Origin of the sequence: Pseudoalteromonas sp. SR44-8 (genome assembly GCF_014163635.1) — a bacterium.
Taxonomy (GTDB): domain Bacteria; phylum Pseudomonadota; class Gammaproteobacteria; order Enterobacterales; family Alteromonadaceae; genus Pseudoalteromonas; species Pseudoalteromonas rhizosphaerae.
On sequence record NZ_JACJDS010000020.1, the window covers coordinates 74,404 to 88,523 of the forward strand.

Here is a 14,120-nt window from a genome sequence, read left to right on the forward strand (position 1 = left end):
CCGTGATTTAATCAGTAAGGAAATTTAGGGTGTATTTAAGCTATTTTGGCTTGTCAGAGAAACCGTTTTCAATCGCGCCAAATCCACAGTACTTATTTTTAAGCGAACGCCATAAAGAGGCGTTGGCGCATTTAACTTATGGCTTAGGTGAAGCCGGTGGGTTTGTATTGTTAACCGGTGAGGTGGGAACAGGGAAAACGACCTTAACCCGCAGTTTGCAAGAGCAGTTACCTGAAAACACACAAGTGGCGTTGATCCATAATCCAGCACTGTCACAATTGGAACTGTTAGCGAGTATTTGCGATGAATTTCATATTGTTTATGACGAGCAAAATGCGACGTTAAAAACCTTAACTGATGCAATTAAAAAGCATCTTGAAGCAAATCATCAAGCTGGTGGCCACACTATTTTGATTATTGATGAAGCTCAGCTTTTAGCCCCTGACGTACTAGAACAGCTTCGTTTATTAACTAACATAGAAACAAATCATAAAAAATTACTACAAATAGTATTGGTTGGTCAGCCAGAATTACAGGCTTTATTAAAGCGTAATGAGTTGCGTCAGTTAGCGCAGCGGATCACTGCTCGTTATCATTTACTACCGTTAACTGAAGGACAAACTTTTGCTTACGTTAAACATCGTTTGTATGTTGCAGGTTGTGATCGGGGACTATTCTCAAATGATGCGTTAAAAACGATTCACTTAGTTACTGCAGGTATTCCGCGTTTAGTAAATTTATTATGTGAACGCTGTTTAATGGGAGCTTTTTCTAAGCAGCTAACGATGATTGATAGTGATATAGTAATGCGCTCAGCACAAGAAGCGTTACCGCCGAGTGCATTAAGTTCCGTTAGCATAGAGCAGCAGTCGTCGTTTAATTGGCTCTATCCGTTGGCATTTTTAACTGTGCTCAGTCTGGGTATTGGTTTGTCGTTCATTCTTTAATTAATGGTCATATATGTCGTATTTATTAGATGCCTTAAAACAATCAGAACAACATGATGAAGCGTCAGCACATGACAGAAACGCTGAGCAATTAAAACAGCAGCAAGAACTACAGCGTTATCGTTTTATTGCGATTTCGCTTGGCTTGTTGGTTGCTTTTTTACTGACCTTGATGGCAGGGTTTTCAATTGGTAAATGGTTACAAAAAAATCATTTAAATACCCCTGAACAAATGGTAACGAGTGTTCAGGATCAATCAGTGGAGCCTGTTGGTGACAAAACACCTGTGCCTGCCACAGTGAAGCCTGAGCAATCGATACCTGTGCAAACAAATCCAGTACAAACTAGCCCAGCGCAAGTTGCTAGCACGCAGCCGATGTCTCAGCCGCAATTTGTTCAACCTCAGCAATACCAACAAGCAACAGGGCAATATCAGTGGGTGCAAGTGCCAGTAAATACTGCACCAGCTTATCCGCAAGGTCAGCCAATACTGGTGCAAACACCTAATGGTTATCAGCAAGTATATGCAGCGCCTCAGCAGCAATATAATCCTAATGCAGTGCAAATGCAGCCAATGATTAACAATAGCGCTAGCAATATCGATATGAGTAAATACAAAGTATTAGGGAAGCCTCTTGGCGAACCGACTAGTGAGAAATCAAAGCCGGTTGCAACGGTAAGCGATGAAGAACTTGAAACTGTGCCAACGGCGCTTAAAAATGCCTTTGCTCGCGCTATCGAAGATACTCAAAGCACCCAATCTCATCAAGTAACGCAAGGCACTAAAAATTCATCTTATGCTGAGCCGATTGAGTTACTACCTGATGCTTTGTTGGCATTGATGCCAGAAATTAAATACCAAGCGCATATTTACTCATCATCACCTGATAAACGTTGGGTTAAGCTCAATAATCGGGAGTTGTATGAGGGGGATAGCATTGGGGACTTAAGAGTATTAGAGATCACTCCAGAGCAAACGGTGCTGAGCTTTGATGATTATGAATTTAGCTTAAAAGCGCTGCAAGATTGGCCCGAGTGAAGATTAGATAGCTACTTCGCGCAGGCCAATTTCGTTTTCGGCGATTATTACGGCAAAATTGAATTTTTGAAAAATCTAATTAAATCAATGTTGAAATCCGCTGGTTTAATGGCGGATTCTAACGAATCTTGAGTTCGGTTGTGCGCCAGATCTATATCTTGAACTTGTGTGTAGTGAGCGTGTTTTGCATTGTAAAAAGTTTTCACTTGAGGTTTAAGAGGGCTGCTAGGGTTGCTTTTGGTCACTAGGCCGACTTTTTGACTCGACAGTTTAACTAACGTGCCAACTGGATGAACGCCAATACACTGAATAAATTTAGTCAGTAACTCGCCATCAAAGCTATCTGGACAACCGTCTTTGAGTATTTTAAAGGCCTTGATTGGCTCCATGCCGGCCTTATAAACACGCTCTGCGGTAAGTGCGTCATAGACATCAACAATCGATGCCATACGCACGTACTGGCTTATTTCATCAGCTCGCTTGCCAAACGGGTAACCCGTGCCATCTAGTCGCTCATGATGAAAGCTTGCAATATCGACAGCAATGCCTTTAAGGCCCGCCAGTTCTAAAATTTCTTTACTAAAGCGCGCATGATCCTGAATCACTTTATATTCTTGATCGGTTAACTTACCCGGCTTATTAAGAATGTCATCCGGTATCTGAATTTTACCAATATCATGTAACAGCGCACCGGTGGCAAGTTCTTCAATAAGCGCTCGTTCAAAACCTAAGTGTTTGGCAAAAATACTGATTAAGATCGAGACGTTGATCGAGTGTTCTAGTAGGTAGGCGTCTTTTTCACGCATACGGGTGATGCATGCTAGGGCATCTTGATTACGAAATACCGAATCAATAAAGCCGCTAGCTAATTCTTTAAAGGGGGCAATATCTATAGTGTTACCGGCTTTTATATCGGTAAATGCTTTGCTTTGCAGTTGTTTTGCTTCGCTGTAGAGCTTAAATGCTTTGTCCATCTCTTGCTCAACACTGTGTGTTGTAGACCAAGGATCACGTTGTTTAGGCGGTTCAACCTTTATATCGTTTGTTGTGGCTATAGGAGTGAGTTCAACGATGGTTTTATCAGGATCAATTTCGATTTCTAAGATACCGGCTTTTATAAGCTGCTGCACGCCTGCTTGCGTTTTTACCCAACCTTGGTTTTTGATTTTAATTTTACCAGTTTGTTTAGTTACGCTATGCACAAACATACCTGGCATAAGCTGATCGATTGGGATAATTTTCAATGTATTTACTTCATAATAAATAACGTACTACAAAACTAGCAAACTTTTTACTGGATAAGTAGTAAAAAGGGCGCTAATTAGCGCCCTTTGTTAATATCTACTTAAACTCTACTCGTCATCTTCAACTAAAGTCATTAGTGATGTATTACCGCCCGAAGCAGTTGTATCAATACTTATGGTCTTTTCTGTTACTAAGCGTTTGATTAGCGTGTCGTAGTACTCAGCACTGATCACTGGCAAAATAGCTCCTTTACGTTGTGCCAGCTGTTGACTGAAGTAACCTAAGCGCGATGAGCGCGCTGCAACAACAGCACCTGCTAAATGAGGGTGCGCCAAAATAGCTTGTAACTGATTCGGCTTAGCTACTTGGAATACCCCTTCAGCAATACCAGTTGAGATAAATTTATCTTTAAAGGCTACCGCTTCGTCATAGAATAACTCAGATGCTACGGTGATCACGGTATTACCAGCAGCAAGAGCTGTGATGATCGAAATAGCCCAGAAGTTAAACGAGGTACTCTTATCTGCATAACAAACCACACAACCACGCGCTTCAAGGTGAAGGGTGTTTGATTCACCTGTTGGCCCCGGCAAAGTAGTAAACTTACGCATGTGCTTTTCAAGGCGATTAAGCTGGGCACGTGCATCGGCAAGTGTTAATGCTAAATCGTCGGCTAGTTCATCGATAATATCGACTGTGGCAACTTTAGCTAATAGCTGACGTACCGCTGAAACACGATCGTTCAGTGGTGTTGCGCGCCAAATTTTTTCATCGCGCATTGAATTTGCCATTAACTTCTCGACTTGCTCAGCAGCACCTGAATAGTGGTGAGTGTCAAGCTCGTCTGGCGTCAAGTTAGTCATTTGCACGTTTTCAGGCGATGCTTTTTCTTTAACTAAACGAGTTAAGTAGTTAGGGCCACCTGCTTTAGGTCCGGTGCCAGATAAACCACGACCACCAAACGGTTGTACGCCAACAATCGCGCCAATCATATTACGGTTAACGTAGACGTTCCCGGCACGCGACATTTTTGCTAAGTATTCACAACGCTCTTCGATGCGTGAATGGATACCCATGGTTAAACCAAACCCAGTGTTATTTATTTGGTCAATCACGTTATCAAGTTCTGTGCCTTTAAAGCGAATGATATGCACACATGGGCCAAATACTTCACGTTTCAGTACAGATAGATCTTTGATTTCATATAAACGTGGCGCAAAGAAATACGCTCCGTTTTCGCTGTTATCTGGAATATCACACTCATAATGCAGTGTTGCGTTGCCTTTTAAGTACTCAACGTGTTCGTTTAAGTTCTTCAAGGCTTTTTCATCAATTACAGGGCCGATATCGGTTGATAGTAATGATGGATCGCCAATGTGTAGCTCTTTTAACGCGCCTTTGATCATTTCAATTACGCTATCTGCGATATCTTCTTGAATGAACAATACACGCAGTGCAGAACAACGTTGACCAGCACTTTGGAAACCAGAGCTGATCACATCGTCAACGACTTGCTCTGGCAGTGCTGTTGAATCTACGATCATACAGTTCTGACCGCCTGTTTCGGCAATCAACGGTACTTGAAGATCATTACGTGCAGCAAGTGTTTGAGAAATGATGGTACCGGTCTCAGTAGAGCCTGTGAACATAACCGCTTGAATGCGTTCATCAGGAACAATGGTTTTTCCTACTTCACTACCACGTGCGATAACAGGCTGTACCACATGCTCTGGTAAACCAACAGATAACATAAGCTCAATAGTACGCAGTGCAATATAGCTAGTTTGTTCAGCTGGCTTTGCAATAACAGTGTTACCAGTTACGATTGCTGCAGCAACTTGACCTAAGAAGATTGCTAGTGGGAAGTTCCATGGGCTGATACATAAAATCACACCACGGGCTTCAAAACGCTCATCTTCACTTAGCTCTTCGGCGCGAGCAGCGTAGTAGCGACAAAAATCAACCGCTTCACGTACTTCGTCAATACCATCTTGTGCTACTTTGCCGGCTTCTTTGATACAGATAGCCACAAGTTCGTCGTGATGACGTTCTAGAATATCAGCAATGCGGCGTAATAGGTTTGCGCGCTCTTTAACTGGCGTTTGTGACCACGACTCAAAGGCGGTTTCTGCATTGCTTAGTAGAGTGAGCATATCATCGCTATTTTGTAGCTTGATATGACCGATAATCTCTTGATGATTGGCAGGGTTTTTAACTGCAATTGAACCTTCAGGAATATCGCTTTCACTAATACGGTGCTCTGCAAACCAGTTATCAAGATTTTCCTTGAATGGCGTGATCACATTGATATCGGTTAAATCCATACCTTTTGAGTTAGCACGTTCAGCGCCGTATAAATCAATTGGCATCTTAATTTGCGTGTTGTACTTGTTACGCAAACCTTGCAGTGTTTCTACCGGATCCGGTAATAACGATTCAACAGGTTTAGTGGTATCAACAATGGCGTTAACAAACGATGAGTTAGCACCGTTTTCAAGTAAACGACGCACTAAATAAGCCAATAAATCTTCGTGCTGACCTACAGGGGCATAAACACGACACTGAATTTTTTCTTCAGTTACGATTTGGTCGAATAATGATTCACCCATACCGTGCAGGCGTTGGAATTCAAAACCTTGGTTATCACCTTTAGCAACTTCTAAAATTGTTGCCGCAGTGTAGGCATTGTGGGTTGCAAACTGTGGATAAAGTACATCACGTGCTTCTAGCATTTTGATAGCACATGCTTTGTAAGATACGTCGGTTGTTGCCTTACGAGTAAATACTGGGAAGTGCTCTAAACCATCTTGTTGTGTGGTTTTGATTTCGGTATCCCAGTAGGCACCTTTAACTAAACGCACCATCATTTTACGACCAACACGGCTGGCAAGCTCAGTTAACCATTCAATCACAAAAATTGCGCGTTTTTGATACGCTTGCACAGCTAAACCAAAACCATGCCAACCAGCTAGGTCATCATCACTAAATACTGCTTCGATTACATCAAGTGAAATATCAAGGCGATCAGCTTCTTCAGCATCAACAGTAAAGCCAATATCGTAGCTTTTAGCTGCCATGGCCAGCTCTTTAAGCTTAGGCACAATTTCGTTCATGACACGTTCTTTATGAGTGAACTCATAACGAGGATGGATCGCAGACAGTTTCACTGAAATACCAGGGCTCTTAATTGGGCCACGGCCATTTGCCGCTTTACCAATAGCATGAATCGCATTCATATAGCTATTAAAGTAACGCTGTGCATCTTTCATGGTGCGAGCGCCTTCGCCAAGCATATCGTATGAATATACATAGCCTTTTTGCTCTTTTTCTGCAGCGCGTTCGATGGCTTCGTTAATTGTACGACCCATAACAAACTGCTTACCCATGATCTTCATGGCAAAGTTTACTGACTTACGAATAACCGGCTCGCCTAAACGACCAATGGTTTTTTTCAGTACACCAAACTGCTGTTCTTTGGTTTTATCAGTGTAGTTAACCATTTTACCGGTCACTAATAGACCCCAAGATGACGCATTAACGAATAGTGAGTCGCTGCTGCCTAAGTGAGAGCTCCAGTCGCCTTTGGCTAACTTATCGCGAATTAGCGTGTCTTGAGTGGCTTTATCTGGCACGCGAAGCAATGCTTCAGCTAAGCACATCAATACCACACCTTCTTCACTAGAGAGTGAGAACTCATTAAGTAGTGCATCAACACCGCTTTGACCATCTTGATCGCGACGAATAGTGTGAACTATCTGGCGAGCACGTTCCCAAGCACGGCTGCGAGCTTTTACGCCTACTTCAGCAAGCGGTAAAATATGATCAATTACAGCATTTTCGTCAATGCGATAAAAGTCACGGATTTTTTGTCTGATTGGACACGTTGTTGTCAAATCGCCGTCAAATAACATAAGCAACCCTCTGGTGTATGGAGTCTTGCAGCTAAAAAATTTCGCTGCCCGATTTTTATGTACGTAATGCGTGCATTCTAATTAAAATCCAGCAGAATATGCTGGTTAAATTTAGCGTTTTACGATAATTTACAGGGCATACTTTAAACTTATCCGCATAAAATTCTGTTATGACAAGTCCGAATAGATTACGCATGCTCGATCGTATCGATTTAGCAATTTTAGACGTTCTGCAAAAAAACGGCAGAATTTCTAATGTTAACCTCGCAAAGCAGGTTAACTTAAGTCCCAGCCCGTGTCTTGATCGAGTAAAACGGCTTGAACAAGAAGGTTATATCGAAGGTTACTTTGCCAAGTTGAGCGAAGCCAAACTTAATCAAAGCTTAGTCGCGCATGTGCAAGTGTCGTTAGTGACGTCAAATACTGCGGTATTTAAAGTGTTCCGTGAACATATTTTAAAAATCAAGCAAGTTGTTGAGTGCGACATGGTTGCTGGTGGCTATGATTACCTATTAAAGATTCGGGTTTCGGATATGGATGAATACCGTCAAGTGCTTGGTGATTTAGTCGATATACCGGGAGTTGGTACGCACCACACTTATATGGTGATCGAAAAAATTAAACAAGACACTGGGCTCAGACTCGATACTTAAATTTAAACTCGCTGCTACCAATACGTAGGCGCGGGTTTACCCCACGCAATTAGATTAAAGTTCTTTCAGAGATTAATTCACCACCGAGAAGAAATAAGTGATTTTTACTTTGGTTTCTCTGTGTAGCGCGTAGCGCCTCTGTGCCCTCAGTGGTAAATAATGGGCTTTATCGCGAGGTAAACTCGCAGCTACCAATGCGTAGGCGCGGGTTTACCCCGCGCAATAGATTCAAGTTCTGTCAGTGATTAATTCACCACCGAGAACACAGAGTTCACAGAGAAGAAATAAGTGATTTTTTACTTTGGTTTTTCTGTGTAGCGCGCAGCGCCTTTGTGCCCTCGGTGGTTAAATAGGTTTGTTTGTGTAAAGGTATAAACAGTCGCGAGGTAAACTCGCTGCTACCAATACGTAGGCGCGGGTTTACCCCACGCATTAAAAAAGCACCCAAGGGTGCTTTTTTAATATCAAATATAGCGGTTATCGATTAAGCCCAGCCGTCGTAACGTTTACGGCGCGATAATACGATAGTCAAAATAATACCTAAAAATAGACCTATGAAGGCAATTGCTCCGCCATAAGTTAGTAGCTGACGTTTTTCTTTTGCACCGGCTTGTTGTTTTTCAGTGCGTTCAACTTCTAAGGTACTTTTTAATTTAGTAATCTGCTCTGATAGAGCACTATTTTGGTCAGTTAAAGTTTGGCTTTGCTCTTGCAGCTGCGGCAATTCAATTTGTGCTTGACGAAGTTGCTCTTGCATTGATGCCATTTCAGCACTGAGCGTGCGATATTGTTGGTGAATACCAGGAGTTTTAGAAACAAATTTAGCTTCTACCCAGCCTTCTCGTTCTTTATCATCAATAACTTTAACAAAGCCATTTTCTTCAGCAGATAGCTGGGTTAATTTTGTACCAGCATCAACAGAGCCAACAATGCGGTAATTTTTACTCGCGCCAGAGTGCATAAATGTATAAAGATTATCGACTATATAAGCGGTGTTTGCATCGCTAGCTGAATTGCTTTCTTCTGCGTGACTCATAAATGCGGCCGCCGCGAATAGCAAAGCTAATAAAGAATGTTTAAACATCAATCTACCCTGTTAATGTAACCGTCTGTGGGACAGCAATCGTATTATTCATAGTTAAGTATTGAGATAGTATGGATTTAGCGCCCTAATAGCAAGACTGATATTGTAATCATGGCTGCTGTTTCATGATTCAAATAAGCTAAAAAATTTGCAATGTTGAGCAGCTTTGTTTATTTTGAGCTCTTATTTATTTTAAAGGTAATCCTCAAGCCTAATGGATACTGAGATAGAACTGAAGTTTTTGGTGTCAGACGCCGTAATCCCACTGATCCCCGCGTTAATTACTCAATTTGCAAAAACGGTTACTAATAAACCTTCGCGTAGTTTACAAAATGCTTATTTTGACACGCCAAGCCGTGAATTAAGAGCGCTCGATATCGGTTTTCGTACCCGCTGTGCTGATAATCAATGTGAGCAAACTATCAAGCTTGCTGGAGAAGTTATGGGCGGGTTGCATCAACGACCTGAATATAATTTACCGCTGGAAAGTAGCCGACCAAATATAACTGCATTTGATGCCAGTATTTGGCCGCATGGTATGCAAATAAGTGCAATTTCCGCTAATCTTTATCCTATTTTTAGTACTAACTTTATTCGTCGTACTTGGCTTATTGAAACCGACAGTGGCGCTAAAATTGAGGTAGTGTTAGATAAAGGCGAAGTATCTGCATCGGGTTTGATGGAGCCAATTTGTGAGCTTGAAATTGAACTGGTTGAAGGCAGCCGCGATGAATTATTTGCTTTAGCTGATAAGTTAGTGAGTCAAAGTAATATTCGTTTAGGGTTATATTCTAAAGCGGCTCGTGGTTATCGCCTTGCGGATGAAAAACCACTTAAGCCAAGTAAATCAATTGGCTTTGTATCGTTACCTAAATATGCAACACAAGAGCAAGCACTTGTAGCCGCAATTGGCTTTGGTATTCGTTTTGTACAAAAACATGAACAGTGTTATTTCGATAAACCGAGTTTAAAAACTCTGAAACGAGTGACCGATGGTATTAGTTTAATCCGTCATACGTTCTGGTTGTTTGACGATATTGTTGATAAAAGCACCACCGAGCTATTACGCACCGAGCTAAAATGGCTGTTAAGTGAGTTAGCATGGGTTGAAAACGCGATTCAACTAAAAACATATACTTCTAAGCGCCACGCATACTATAAAAAAATCAACAGTGCACCTGAGTTAACGCAAGTTATTAATGACTTAAAAGAGCTACAGCCAAGTATTGATGATATTAATCGGTTGTTTCATAGCGCTCGCTATAACCGCTTATTATTATCTTTAACCACCTGGCTGGTGGATAAGCAATGGCGTAAAAGTTGGGGACAAGTACAGTTTCAAGCAGCTGAAAAACCAGTCGCTGAGATTGCTAATCGATTATTTGAAAAAGATTGGCAAGACCTTCATCAATTACTTCCAGAACAAAAAACACTGACAGTTAAGGATTACTTGGATTTACGCATGCGTTTAGAAAACAGCTTACTCAGTGGTAACTGTTTAGGTTCGTTATTTGAAAAAGATGAACGCAGTGAGTTTCGTATTCCATGGTTAGATATTTCACACGGCATGTACGAGCTCAGCACGCTTGAGTATCTAAAGCAGTTATGTGCAGGACAAGATGATGAAGAGCTGGCAAAAATTCAAAGCTGGCTTGAAAGAAAGTCTGAATTCTTGGTCGACGCAATGGAACAAAGCCGCTTAGCTTCATATAAAATATCACCTTACTGGCAGTAATCGCCTTTAAGCCAGTACATAGGGAATACACATGGTACGGCGGGTATTATTACTAATTCTGCTCTTTAGTGCTGATGCGATCAGTGATGTTCAGCATTGGCAACTCTGGAAACAGCGTGATGGTGCAAGTGTGTACTACAAAAAACATGACAATGGTATTTTTGAAGTGCAGGCAGAGATCACTGTTGAAGGCGTCACGGCCAATGACTTTATGACATTGCTAAGTGATACTGACAGCGCGCCGTTATGGATTGATAATGTTACCCATGTGAAAGTGTTGGAACGAGTAAGCCCCTCAGAAACTATTGTACATACCGAGTTTGACTCGCCGTGGCCGCTCGCTGATCGCGATATGGTGAGTTACTCATGCTACCAACAACTGAACGACACTCAGACGAAGTTAACGATTGCAGCAAAAACAGGGGAGCTTGCAAAGCGCCAAGCTGTGATCCGTATCACAGATCTAAAAGCACATTGGTTATTAACCCAGCATAGCAGTGAAGGGCAATCATTGTTAACCATAACATATGAAATATACGCCAACCCTGGTGGTGCAATTCCTTATTGGCTAAGCAATAAAGTGGGATTAAAAAGTGCGATGCATACCTTGCTTGCTCTTAAATTACGCTTAATCAATAAAACCTATCAAACAGATCAGCAAGTAAGCCAAGTTGGCAATTGTAGTCATACCAATAAACAATAGCGTATTAATGCTAACAATCGACATAATCTAGATGGCTAGTTAATTTCTTGTTACTGTTTTTTTATTAAATATTTATTACAAATAATTACAAAAAAAATATTGTTACTGTAACTTAAATCGGTAATATTCCCACCCTGGGAACATACTACTTTAAGGACAGTATAGTGTTAGCTTCATCACTTGCAGGCTCAAGCCGTTGGTTTTCATTTGTTAACGAAAGTTGGCGCATCGCTACATTATGGCTAGCGGGTGTTTTATTGTTTATGAGCTTTCGGATTTTCTTTTTAGTCTACTTTCATGACCGAATCACTGCACCAATAGATCTTGATGTCATTTTAAACACCTTAGAAACAGGATTTGCTTTTGACTCAGCAGCCAGTGGTGTGTGTTTTAGCATCCCCTTTTTATTAAATTGTATTTTACAGCCGATGCGCTTAGGTCATTGGGTAAGAATGGTGCGTAACTTTACAGGTAAACTCTTTTTTGTAGTCGCTATTTTACTCTGTATAACTAGTATTACGTATATTTCAGAGTACGGCAGTCAATTCAATTATTTTATGTTTGAAGGGTTGCACGATGATCAGCAAGCAATTGCTTTAACCGTGATTGAACAATATCGGCCATGGGGAAGTTTACTGGGGTTATTTACACTGTTAGTGGTTGCATTTAAGTTATGTCATCGCGTTGATAAGCAGTCGAATAGCTTTTTACAGCGCATTTTTACTGACTGTAAATGGAAGCGTACGTTGTTAATTAGCATCATAGTGGTGTTATTTATCTGTGCTATTCGAGGTTCTTTTGAGTCACGTCCGGCTTCACGGAAGTGGTCTGCGGTAACGCCGGACCCATTTATTAATAATTTAGTGATCAATCCATTTCGCAGCTTTTTATATGCCATTAAAGATTACAACGATCTACAAAGTCATGGCGTAGACGGCGAAAATCCATATTTAAATCATAACTCAGTGCTTGATGTCTTACCTTTAAACGCATTGAGTCAATATACTACAGCACCTTTGTTAGCTGCACCGTCACACGTGTTCGTGATTGTTATGGAAAGCTATGATTCTTGGCCGTTACAACAGAAGTATGCTTCGCTTAATTTAACCAATCAGTTAAAAAATCTAGCTAGTAAAGGTATTTACCTAGATAACGTTTTACCTGCAGCTAGCAGTACTATGAATTCGCTATCCAGTATTGTATCTGGGATCCCTTATGCAGGGGTTAATATGAGTTTGATTGGGCCACAAAAACCAAGCAGCAAGTTATCGTTATTTAATCAATTAGAGCATTTAGGGTACACCAGCCAGTTTTTTTATGGTGGTTTATTATCATGGCAGAATGTCGGTGAGTACGTTCTATCTCAAGGTGCTGATAAGGTCTATTCAGCTACCGATGCTGGCGGTAAAGGTAGTGCAGGAGTCTGGGGCATTGATGATGGTCAGTTATTTGATTTAGTGGCAGAAAAAACCACACAGAAAAGTTTTAATGTGATTCTCTCTGGTAGTTATCATGGCCCGTTTAATCTCGATTTAGACAAATATAACTACCCTTATAAGTCGGCTGCAGATTACCCTGCAGAGATAAATAGATTAGAAGGGGAGTTATTAGATCCGTATGTATTAGGGCACTTGTGGTATGCAGATAAAATGCTGGGTGAGTTTGTGGCTAAGATGGAGCAACGCTATCCAGATGCATTATTTGTCATTACAGGGGATCATTATAGTCGTCGTAACTTTCACAAGCGTCCAAATTTATATGAGTTAACCCATGTGCCGATAGTGATTTATGGCAAAGGTGTTAGCGCAGATTTAGTGCCAGCACAACAAGTGGCAAGCCATATGGATATCGCTCCAACATTATTAGATTTAATTGCGCCAGCAAATACTCAGTTTTATAGCATGGGACAATCATTATTTAATGCAGCGCCAGATCGAAGGGTATTTGGTTTTCAAACAATACGTCACAATGAGCAGCTTTGGCGTGGTGATTTATCGGCACTTTATGAGTATTATAGGGTCAATGAGCGGGATAAAACTCAGCTTTTACCGACAACACCACCGCAATTTGTCGAAGTTGATGCGCAGGCAGAGCAAGCATATACCCAGTATATGGCGACAGCCTGGCAGTTATTAACTCAAGGCATGGATTAAGGTAATGTGTTTGGCCCATCACCCGATAAGCAAAAGCTATACGCTAAAGATCATAAAATGACTAAACCAGAAATTAATTTAGTAAACAAACCCAACGGCATAGGGATTGGGCGCATTTTTAAAGCAACCAAGTGCTCAATTAAAGGTTTTAAAGCTGCATTTAAGGAAGAATCGGCCTTTCGCACTGAGCTTGCGCTAGGGCTAGTATTATTGCCGTTATCATTTTGGCTAGCACAATCATTGCAGCACTGGGCACTTCTTGTAATCAGCTTTTTGTTATTGTTGATTGTTGAGTTGCTAAACTCAGCAATTGAAGCATTAACAGATCGAGTAGGTGTTGAATACCACGTGCTATCAGGGCGTGCGAAAGATATCGCTTCAGCGGCTGTAACATTAGCACTGATAGTGTTGTTTATTGTATGGGCTGTGGCTGGGTATGAAAAGATACTTACATTGATAGGTTAGGAAGTTAGGTAAAACGTCACTGGCTTTGAGCGACAAGCTTCGAATACACCCAAGCTCCTAGTTATACCAATCGACTTAAATATTTAACCATTCTAGCGAGCTAAATAAAGCGCTAACTGCGTTATAATTTTTTCAAGTAGAACAACTACATGTCAAAATTTACGCCTTGTTATCACTGTATTTAT

10 protein-coding genes are annotated in these 14,120 nt (G+C 41.2%); 7 read left to right on the forward strand and 3 right to left on the reverse strand.

Going from position 1 to position 14,120, the window contains the following annotated elements; all coding sequences use genetic code 11:
* The first annotated feature begins 29 nt into the window (after window positions 1–29).
* Together H5183_RS11860 and H5183_RS11865 are read left to right on the forward strand one after the other, a co-directional pair.
* On the forward strand, window positions 30–947 hold the full coding sequence (locus tag H5183_RS11860; RefSeq protein WP_145235164.1) for an ExeA family protein: 918 nt from the start codon (window positions 30–32) through the stop codon (window positions 945–947).
* Between the two features lie 13 nt (window positions 948–960).
* The gene (locus H5183_RS11865; RefSeq protein ID WP_182731767.1) at window positions 961–1,986 is read left to right on the forward strand and encodes a general secretion pathway protein GspB; all 1,026 of its coding nucleotides are present in this window, start codon (window positions 961–963) and stop codon (window positions 1,984–1,986) included.
* Window positions 1,987–2,033: 47 nt separating this feature from the next.
* Here H5183_RS11865 and H5183_RS11870 read toward each other — a convergent pair whose 3' ends face one another.
* Together H5183_RS11870 and putA are read right to left on the reverse strand one after the other, a co-directional pair.
* A complete protein-coding gene (locus tag H5183_RS11870; RefSeq protein WP_182731768.1) occupies window positions 2,034–3,230 on the reverse strand; it encodes an HD-GYP domain-containing protein in 1,197 nt (398 codons plus the stop codon).
* 108 nt (window positions 3,231–3,338) lie between these two features.
* On the reverse strand, window positions 3,339–7,142 hold the full coding sequence (gene putA / locus H5183_RS11875; RefSeq protein ID WP_145235170.1) for a bifunctional proline dehydrogenase/L-glutamate gamma-semialdehyde dehydrogenase PutA: 3,804 nt from the start codon (window positions 7,140–7,142) through the stop codon (window positions 3,339–3,341).
* A gap of 170 nt (window positions 7,143–7,312) precedes the next feature.
* Here putA and H5183_RS11880 point away from each other — a divergent pair, with 170 nt between their 5' ends.
* Window positions 7,313–7,795: a winged helix-turn-helix transcriptional regulator gene (locus H5183_RS11880; protein ID WP_145235173.1), complete on the forward strand. Its 483-nt coding sequence runs from the start codon at window positions 7,313–7,315 to the stop codon at window positions 7,793–7,795.
* 484 nt (window positions 7,796–8,279) lie between these two features.
* On the opposite strand, the gene H5183_RS11885 is transcribed toward H5183_RS11880, so the two are convergent.
* The gene (locus H5183_RS11885; protein ID WP_145235175.1) at window positions 8,280–8,879 is read right to left on the reverse strand and encodes a TIGR04211 family SH3 domain-containing protein; all 600 of its coding nucleotides are present in this window, start codon (window positions 8,877–8,879) and stop codon (window positions 8,280–8,282) included.
* A 214-nt stretch (window positions 8,880–9,093) separates the two neighbouring features.
* Between H5183_RS11885 and H5183_RS11890 the strand changes: the two genes are divergently transcribed.
* The 4 genes from H5183_RS11890 (at window position 9,094) to H5183_RS11905 (ending at window position 13,935) form a co-directional block, all read left to right on the forward strand.
* Window positions 9,094–10,614: a CYTH and CHAD domain-containing protein gene (locus H5183_RS11890; RefSeq protein ID WP_182731769.1), complete on the forward strand. Its 1,521-nt coding sequence runs from the start codon at window positions 9,094–9,096 to the stop codon at window positions 10,612–10,614.
* A 31-nt stretch (window positions 10,615–10,645) separates the two neighbouring features.
* Complete coding sequence (locus H5183_RS11895) at window positions 10,646–11,317, forward strand: START domain-containing protein (protein WP_182731770.1); 672 nt, start codon at window positions 10,646–10,648, stop codon at window positions 11,315–11,317.
* Window positions 11,318–11,481: 164 nt separating this feature from the next.
* Entirely contained in the window at window positions 11,482–13,470 is a 1,989-nt protein-coding gene (locus H5183_RS11900; RefSeq protein ID WP_182731771.1) for an LTA synthase family protein, read from the forward strand.
* Between the two features lie 57 nt (window positions 13,471–13,527).
* Window positions 13,528–13,935 carry a diacylglycerol kinase gene (locus tag H5183_RS11905; RefSeq protein ID WP_182731772.1) on the forward strand — a complete coding sequence of 136 codons (408 nt, stop codon included), beginning with the start codon at window positions 13,528–13,530 and terminating at the stop codon, window positions 13,933–13,935.
* The last annotated feature ends 185 nt before the right edge of the window (window positions 13,936–14,120 follow it).

Excerpts from the sequence above, each read along its gene's own strand:
- H5183_RS11865 (WP_182731767.1), top strand. The coding sequence starts at position 961 with ATGTCGTATTTATTAGATGCCTTAAAACAATCAGAACAACATGATGAA.
- putA (WP_145235170.1), bottom strand. The coding sequence starts at position 7,142 with ATGTTATTTGACGGCGATTTGACAACAACGTGTCCAATCAGACAAAAA.
- H5183_RS11880 (WP_145235173.1), top strand. The coding sequence starts at position 7,313 with ATGACAAGTCCGAATAGATTACGCATGCTCGATCGTATCGATTTAGCA.
- H5183_RS11885 (WP_145235175.1), bottom strand. The coding sequence starts at position 8,879 with ATGTTTAAACATTCTTTATTAGCTTTGCTATTCGCGGCGGCCGCATTT.
- H5183_RS11890 (WP_182731769.1), top strand. The coding sequence starts at position 9,094 with ATGGATACTGAGATAGAACTGAAGTTTTTGGTGTCAGACGCCGTAATC.
- H5183_RS11895 (WP_182731770.1), top strand. The coding sequence starts at position 10,646 with ATGGTACGGCGGGTATTATTACTAATTCTGCTCTTTAGTGCTGATGCG.
- H5183_RS11905 (WP_182731772.1), top strand. The coding sequence starts at position 13,528 with ATGACTAAACCAGAAATTAATTTAGTAAACAAACCCAACGGCATAGGG.